Source organism: Pelotomaculum terephthalicicum JT, assembly GCF_022410535.1.
GTDB classification, from domain to species: Bacteria; Bacillota; Desulfotomaculia; order Desulfotomaculales; family Pelotomaculaceae; genus Pelotomaculum_D; species Pelotomaculum_D terephthalicicum.
This window is the reverse complement of sequence record NZ_JAKNBL010000040.1, coordinates 21160-29208: the sequence shown is the minus strand read 5'-3', so window position 1 is coordinate 29208 and position 8049 is coordinate 21160. Positions and strand designations below refer to the sequence as shown.

Below are 8049 nucleotides of genomic sequence, written 5' to 3'. Positions count from 1 at the left end.
TACCCATCCTGTATAGAACCTCTATCACGATCAATATAACGGTTACACTGGGGACTTTTTCCAATAAGAAATCGTAGACATAAAGATATTTTTTAAGATTTAGAAGAGTTTATCAACCGGACTAAACTGCCGGTGCATAGCCTGTAAGTCCGTACCCCAAAGGTTAACGTAATGCCGGACCATTTCTAAAGTAGAATGTCCTAAGAGGTTTTGAAGAGCAAGGGTGTTACCGCCATTAAGAATGAAAAGTTTGGCAAACGTGTGGCGAAAAGTATGAGGTGATACCCTGACATTTTTTAATCCGGCCTGTTGTCCATATTGAGTTAATCTGCCTTGTATTGTCTCGCGTTTTAAGGGGCCATCCTCCCGGTTTATCCAGGAAAGAATGATATAAACTTCTGCCGCGAACATTCTTGTATTTTTTTAAGGCATCCCTGGTTGTTGTATTAAAAAAGACGTAACGTTCCTTGGCTCCTTTGCCCATGACTTTAATTTTCCGTTGATGAAGGTCAATATCATCCAGATGGATATTTAGTAATTCTGATAGCCTTAAGCCTGTGTCAAGTAAAACCAGCATAATACAGTAATCCCGGAAGCCTACAAATGTTTTTTTGTTTGGCATAGCCAAAGGCTCTTTTGCTTGCTCTGCTGTAAAAGCCTCAATTATTACCTTCGGAGCTTTAACCTTTTTCAATGGCTTTGCCGGGTCTTCAAGCAGATAACCTTCTTCCAGAAGAAAAGCAAAGAATTGTTGTATGGTTCTAATATAATGGTTAATTGTAGTGGGACTTAGTTCAATTCGAAGGCTCTGTAGTATAGTCTTTTTTAAATAATCGGTAGTTATCTTTATAGGAGCTGTGGGGTAATTCAGCGAGGTTAGAATTTTGTGAACCCCTATGAAATTAAGCTTATGGTGCCTTTTTGTATAGTAAGATAAATTCCGCTGGGTCAAGCTTTCCATGAACGCCTTCACGCAAAAATCTCAGTTGTCTCCGCCTGGATGGCTAGGGGTATGGGTGCCTTCCTCAATTTCCATAGTGGTTCTCCGGTGCCTTGCCATAAATTTCAGCCTCCTGTAAATTTTTTTTACAGGACATCTCATGTGTTTTCCCGGGAATATTATTAATCCCGGACACGTTTTTCCCCCACACGTATCCCGGATACGTTCCAAGAGGAAAAACCGAACGTTTCATAAAATCCACGTTCGGCTCAAACCCTTGTCATTACTGACTTTTGTGGTGTCGGAGACGGGACTTGAACCCGTACGGTTGCCCACACGCCCCTCAAACGTGCGCGTCTGCCAGTTCCGCCACTCCGACAAATAAACACAAGTGACCTTGCAGATGATATTATAACAGACAGACATTTTGAAAGCAAGTGTTAGTATTACGGGTTAGTATTACGGGTTGTTAGTATTGAGTAATCAGTATCACGAAAGTATATATTTCACCTGATGCGCCGGCCTATTGCGGGGGCTAGCCTTCTTAGTTCCGCCATTAAAGAACTGAAATCTTCAGGAGTAAGTGACTGTGGGCCGTCACTCAGCGCTTTGTCGGGCTCCGGATGGACCTCGATCAGCAAGCCGTCAGCACCGGCCGCCAATGCCGCCATGGACATGGGAGCCACTAGCTTTCGCTCCCCGGTTGCGTGGCTGGGGTCCACAATTACCGGAAGGTGACTCTGCCCTTTAACAACCGGAACAGCGCTCAGGTCCAGGGTATTACGCGTAGCAGTTTCAAAGGTGCGAATTCCCCGCTCACATAGAACTACATTTTCATTGCCCTCTGATATCACATACTCCGCCGCCATCAGCCATTCTTCGATAGTAGCTGAAAGACCGCGCTTCAGCAGGACAGGCTTACCCGAACGCCCCACTGCGCGCAAGAGGCGAAAATTCTGCATATTCCGTGCTCCCACCTGGATCATGTCTACATAATCCCGCGCAAGCTCCAAACTGGCCTCATCTATTATTTCGGTTACCGTGACCAATCCTGTTTCGGCAGAAGCCTCGGCCAGCAATTTCAAACCTTCTTCTTCCAGCCCCTGGAAGCTGTACGGCGAGGTTCTGGGTTTGAAAGCGCCTCCCCTGAGAATAACCGCCCCGGCCTGGCGCACCATCCGCGCGGCGGTTAGCAACTGTTCTCTGCTTTCAACCGCACATGGACCGGCTATTACGACTACGTCATCTCCTCCGATGATTACGTTCTTTACCTTGATTAAACTGCTTTGTCCTTTAGACTCCCGGCTCACCAGTTTGAACGGCTTCATAATCGGCACGATTTTTTCCACTCCGGGCATGGCTTCCAAGCCCAGGGAACTGATTATCCGGCGGTCCCCCACAGCGCCGATAACCAGACGGTTTACCCCGCGGATAATATGAATTTCAAAGCCGAATTGTTCAAGCCTTTGTTGAACAGCGTTAATTTGTTCCGTCCCGGCTGTCAAATTCATAACTACTACCATTGTACTAAAACCTCTCCTTCAATTTATATAAATGTATAAAACCTGCCGCTCCCATAATAAGGGACGAAAAGCAGCAGGTTTCCGCGGTACCACCCTAGTTGGCCATAATAGCCCTCTCTAATCAGATACGGGAATGCTATTGCACGTGTATAAAAATAAAACCTCTCGCCCATTAGGGACGAGAAGCCTACGCTTTCCGTGTTACCACCCTGATTGGTCCATGGTAAAACCATGATACCCCCTTGGCAAGAGTACGGGAATAACATTCCGATACCCCCTCCCATATAACGTCGGGAGATTACGTCCAAACCTACTTGCCGCAGGCAGCGGTTTCAGCCGGCTTCTCTGGAGAGAACTTCAACTGGCCATATCCTGAGAATGCTTCCAATCAACGACATTCCTTCCCTGGAGGACTGATACCAGTCTACTTTTCTCCTTCATTGACTTTCACATTTTATATTAAAATCAGTATACCACAAACATTGCTGCCATTACAATCATCTATTTTGATGCTTCGGGGAAATATTCGTTCTATCTCATCCTCAACCTATCGTTAAAGTTCCTGCATTGATTATATGCTTCCCGCTGGTTTAAATTATATTTTTTTTCTCAAACAGACAATAAAAACACAATTACTTCATGACAGTTTTTTTATTGACATATTTCAATACGGCTGTTATTCTTAATCATGCGGAAACTCAAGAAACCAATATGGTTTCCCTAGAGAGGGGAGCTGAACCGTCTGAGAGGAATAATAATTCAGTCCGCTTCCAGTCAAATAGAAAAATATGGATTCAGGAAATTCACCATTGACAACATTGCTTCGGATTTAAGCATCAGCAAAAAAACGGTGTACAAATATTTCACCAGCAAAAAAACGCTTATTGACGCTGTAGTTGACTACCATCTGGAGATATTAAGTAATTACGTGAAAAACATAACAAACAACCAACGAAGCTGGCTGGAAAAGCTTGAAGATATATTTTTTAGCTATATACCCAAGTACGATCCGGAACGTTTGCTGGAGCACATGAAGGAATTAAAACTGTATTTTCCGGAAGTATGGGAAAAAACAGAGAGAGTCAAAATAATTAAAAGAGAGCAGGTCCGGAAATTAATTTACACCGGTCTCCAAAACGGTGATGTGAGCCCGGACCTGAATCCTGCGGTAGCCATACTTGTATTTGAGCGAACAATGGATGCCGTGCTTGAAGAAGGGTTTCTAACAGAAAATAACCTTACCCCAAAACAAGCCATGGAAGCAGTGAAAGACACCTTATTATACGGGATTTTAAGAAGATAAGCGCAGCAGCAAGGGGTGATTCTTGTTTTGCAAGGCAGCTGGAAAAAATGGTTATGGATTCCTGTATTGCTGGGCCTGGCCTTAGGCTTGTTTAAATTTAGTGATTACTTGAAGAATAACAAGCAAGTTAACGCACCTAGTAATTTATCAATACAAACGGTTGAGGCAAAAGAAGCTGCAAAAGTAACGAAAGAAGAAACATTATCATACACGGGTACCATTGAGGCGGTTGATGAAGCTGTGATCAGCGCCAAAATAGCCGGCCGGGTGAACCAGGTAAGCGTGGAAAACGGTGACGCGGTGGCATCCGGCGCTGTTCTGGTTTCCCTGGAAAGCCAGGAATACATCAACGCGGTTACCATTAGCCGCGCCCTCCTGCAAAAGGCTGAAGTCAACCTGTCCACTGTGGAGGTTAATTATCAACGGAACAAGACCTTATATGAAAGCGGAGCGATATCTAAAAAAGATTTCGAAGACATTGAAATCTCCTTAAAACTAGCCGAAGCTGAAGTCAGTTCCGCCGCCGCTTCCCTGGCCAACGCCGAGGAATCCCTGCGGAACTGCACGGTAAACTCGCCGATTGGCGGCGTTGTGTCCGACCGTAACGTATCGAACGGCCAGGTATTGTCACCCGGCGCACAAATTATGTTGATAAAGAACATATCTGACGTGCACATGATTATCAGTGTGGAACAAAAGGACTTGGCCAGCATAACACGAGGCATGGAAGCGGTCGTTACCCTGGACTCATATCCCGACCGCAAGTTTACCGGAACAGTGGAAATTATCAACCCGTCCGCCAATAAATCAGCACGGGTATTTGAGACCAAGATAAGGATTAACAACAAGGATAACCTGTTAAAGCCCGGCATGTTCGCCAAAGCCGAATTAAAGACCGGCAAGACAGGGGAAATATTGGCGGTCCCCCAAAATGCCCTGACCGGAAAGGAAGGCATGTTTTTTGTATTCACCGCTGAAGGGGACAAGGCCAATCGCCGGCAAGTGGAAATAGGCCAGGTGGTTGAGCAACTGGTTGAAATCAAATCCGGCCTTACTGAAGGTCAAAAAGTGATTATTACCAACGTAAATAAGTTGAAAGACCAGGATAGCATTAAAATCTCCGACTAATGGAGGAGACGGACCGATGTACATTACCAACCTCAGCCTGAAAAGACCGGTATTCGCCACAGTAACTATCCTGGCGCTGGTCACCCTCGGCATAATCAGCTATCTTGGACTGAACATCAACGATTACCCGGAAGTGGAATTCCCTTATGTGGGCGTGACCATCGTCCAAAACGGCGCCTCCCCCGAACAGGTGGAAACCAAAATCGGCCTGAAGCTGGAAGAAGCGCTGGGACAGATAGCCGGAGTCAAGCACATCTATACCATGGCCCAAGAAGGCGTCTGCATCACCTACGCGGAGTTCACTCTGGATACTGCGCCGGATGTGGCAGCCCAGGATGTGCGGGACAAAATAGGCAGCATCCGGGGGGATCTGCCGGCGGATATTGAGGAACCGGTCATTAGCAAGTTCGATCCGACAGCTTACCCCATCTTTTCCCTGGCTGTCTACGGGGACGCGTCCTTGCGGGAACTGACAACCATCGTCGACGATTTGATCAAAAAGCGGATTGAGACTATAAATGGTGTGGGTTCGCTTAAAATATACGGCAAACAAGAAAGGGAAATTCAGATCCAACTGGATAAAAACAAGCTGGCCGCTTATAGCCTGACCACTCCTGAAGTTTTGGAGAGCCTGAGCGCGGAAAACCTGAACGTGCCGGGCGGCAAGGTGAAAAAGGACGACCTGCAGTTGACAATTCGCACCACGGGACAAATCAGCAAGGTGGACGATTTCACCAACCTGCCGGTGGCGCGCCGTGACGGGGTGCAGCTTTTTGTGAAAGACATCGGCACGGTGGTGGACGGAACCAAGGAAAGCGAAAACATATCCCGTTACCAGGGGAACTCCGCAATCGGCCTTGATATTATAAAACAGTCCGGCAGCAACACCGTGGAGGTGGCCCAAAAAGTCACAACAGCCATAGAAGATCTAAAAAAAGAGCTTCCGCCTGGTGTTCATTTAGATGTGGTCAGAGATAACTCGGGATATATTAAAGACGGGGTTCGTGACGTGGAAAAAACCCTGTTTGAAGGCAGCCTGCTGGCAGCGCTGATGGTATTTTTATTCTTACGGGACTGGCGCAGCACCCTGATCACCGCCCTGGTAATCCCCTCCTCGATTATTACAACCTTTTTCGCCATGCGGATATTGGGTTTTTCTCTAAACTTCATGTCGCTAATGGCCCTGTCCCTGTCGGTCGGCTTGCTGATTGACGACGCAATCGTGGTTATAGAAAACATCGTGCGTCATATGAAGTCCGGGAAAACACCTCTCGAAGCAGCCGAAGATGCTACATCCGAGATCGGTCTGGCGGTAACGTCAACTACCTTAACCGTGGTGGCGGTCTTCACGCCGGTCGGCTTTATGAGCGGTATCGTGGGACAATATTTTAAACAGTTCGGCATTACGGTAGTTTGCGCCGTATTAGTGTCGCTGCTGCTTTCTTTCACTCTGGTGCCCCTGCTTTCCTCCCGCAATCTTAAACCGGAAGAACAAACACCCAAAGGCCCTGTGCAAAAATTCCTGCACTGGTTTAACAGGGGATTCGACCGCCTGACCGGGATATACGCCAGCTTTCTGATGACCGTCTTAAGAAACCGGTTGATAACCATGATGGTAGCTATTCTATTGTTCGTGGGCAGCCTGTCTCTAACCCAAATGCTCGGCTCAACATTCATGCCCGAATCAGACGTAGGCGAGCTTTCGGTCAGCGCCGACCTGGACGCCGGCTTGAATCTGGAGGCAGCTTCAAAAATTGCCGAAAGGATGGAGGGCATAGTCAAAGGATACCCCGAGACGCTAAACATATATACCACTGTGACTTCCAGCCAGGTGAACGTATTCGTCAAGCTCACCGGCAAAGAACTTCGTGACAAGACGATTAACCAAATTGCGTCTGATATGCGGCAGGACTTCAATGTCCTGCCGGGCGTCAGGACGTCCATCGTCCTCCAGGGAGGCATCAGTTCTGAAAAAACAGTCCAATTCCGCCTGCTTGGAGATAATCTGGACGAACTATATGTGTATGCCGAGAAGGCTCAGAGGATTATGGAAGGGATACCCGGGGCGGTAGACGTCGGCATGAGCTACAAACCCGGCACACCTGAGGGCAAACTGCTGATCAAGCGCGACCAGGCCACCGACCTGGGCGTGAGCACGGCACAGGTGGCCGACACCCTGCGCACCCTGTTCAACGGGGTGGTGGTCGGCCAGTACGAGGAAGGTGAGGACCGCTTCGACGTGCGTGTCCTTTTAGGCGAAAAGCAACGCGGCAGCCTGAATGACCTGAATAACATTTATCTTGCCAGCCGTAATGCGGCCGGCAGTTCCGGGCAGACCCAGATGATCGCGCTGAACCAGGTAACCGATACTGTCTTTTCCACGGCTTCCAGTGAGATCAACCGCTTCGACCGTAAAAAAGAGATAGTATTGTCAGCCAACCTGGAAGGCACATCCCTCGGTAGTTTTAACAGCGCCTTTACGGCCAGGGCCGAGCAGGAGTTGCAGATGCCGCAAGGTTACAGCATTTTCGCCGGCGGTCAGTCGGAAATGATGGGCGATACATTTACCAATATATTTCTGGCCTTAATCACAGCCGTGTTATTCATATTTTTCATCCTGGCGGCACAGTTCGAAAGCTACATTGATCCTTTTTCGATCATGCTTTCCATACCGCTGGCGATCATCGGCGCCATTTTCGGCCTCCTGGTGGCCGGCAGCGAACTCAGCATCATGTCTATGATCGGGATTATCATGTTGATGGGACTGGTGACCAAAAACGCGATTCTGCTCATCGACTTTACGAAACAACAGCGGAAAAAGGGCGTGGAAAGAAACGAAGCCCTGCGCAGGGCCGCCCTAATTAGGCTAAGACCGATTATGATGACGTCCATGGCCATGATCGTCAGCATGATCCCGCTGGCTCTTGGTTTAGGTTCAGGCGCGGAAGGACGTGCGCCGATGGCCCACGCCATCATTGGCGGCTTGATTACGTCCACCCTGTTGACCCTGGTGGTTGTACCAGTCATCTATACCTTATTGGACGATATGAAGAAAAAAATAAGCACTCTCCATAGCAGGCGCGGCACCCCGGCGCCTGCTATGGAGAGTGCGTCAAAAGATATCATTTGACCCGACAATGGGCTTCGACGCGTTG

Annotated in this window: 4 protein-coding genes, 1 tRNA gene and 1 pseudogene; 3 read left to right on the top strand and 3 right to left on the bottom strand. The window is 48.0% G+C overall.

The window, feature by feature from the left end; genetic code table 11:
* Positions 1-99: 99 nt before the first annotated feature.
* The 3 genes and pseudogenes from L9W92_RS19430 to aroF form a co-directional block, all read right to left on the bottom strand.
* A pseudogene (locus tag L9W92_RS19430) lies at positions 100-622 on the bottom strand (tyrosine-type recombinase/integrase).
* A gap of 614 nt (positions 623-1236) precedes the next feature.
* Positions 1237-1319: transfer RNA gene (locus tag L9W92_RS15785), tRNA-Leu, on the bottom strand.
* A gap of 127 nt (positions 1320-1446) precedes the next feature.
* Positions 1447-2463, bottom strand: coding sequence for a 3-deoxy-7-phosphoheptulonate synthase (aroF, locus tag L9W92_RS15780; RefSeq protein WP_240084704.1), 1017 nt, complete (start codon positions 2461-2463; stop codon positions 1447-1449).
* A 733-nt stretch (positions 2464-3196) separates the two neighbouring features.
* Between aroF and L9W92_RS15775 the strand changes: the two genes are divergently transcribed.
* From L9W92_RS15775 to L9W92_RS15765, 3 genes are read left to right on the top strand one after another with little or no spacing between them, the layout of a single operon-like run.
* Complete coding sequence (locus tag L9W92_RS15775) at positions 3197-3766, top strand: TetR/AcrR family transcriptional regulator (protein WP_312038111.1); 570 nt, start codon at positions 3197-3199, stop codon at positions 3764-3766.
* 15 nt (positions 3767-3781) lie between these two features.
* Positions 3782-4894 (top strand): efflux RND transporter periplasmic adaptor subunit, encoded by a 1113-nt coding sequence (locus L9W92_RS15770; protein WP_240084702.1) that lies wholly within the window; start codon positions 3782-3784, stop codon positions 4892-4894.
* A gap of 16 nt (positions 4895-4910) precedes the next feature.
* A complete protein-coding gene (locus L9W92_RS15765; RefSeq protein WP_240084701.1) occupies positions 4911-8024 on the top strand; it encodes an efflux RND transporter permease subunit in 3114 nt (1037 codons plus the stop codon).
* Positions 8025-8049: the final 25 nt, after the last annotated feature.

What these genes read in the sequence shown, in the direction of transcription:
- aroF (WP_240084704.1), bottom strand. Translation starts at nt 2,463, where the DNA reads ATGGTAGTAGTTATGAATTTGACAGCCGGGACGGAACAAATTAACGCT.
- L9W92_RS15765 (WP_240084701.1), top strand. Translation starts at nt 4,911, where the DNA reads ATGTACATTACCAACCTCAGCCTGAAAAGACCGGTATTCGCCACAGTA.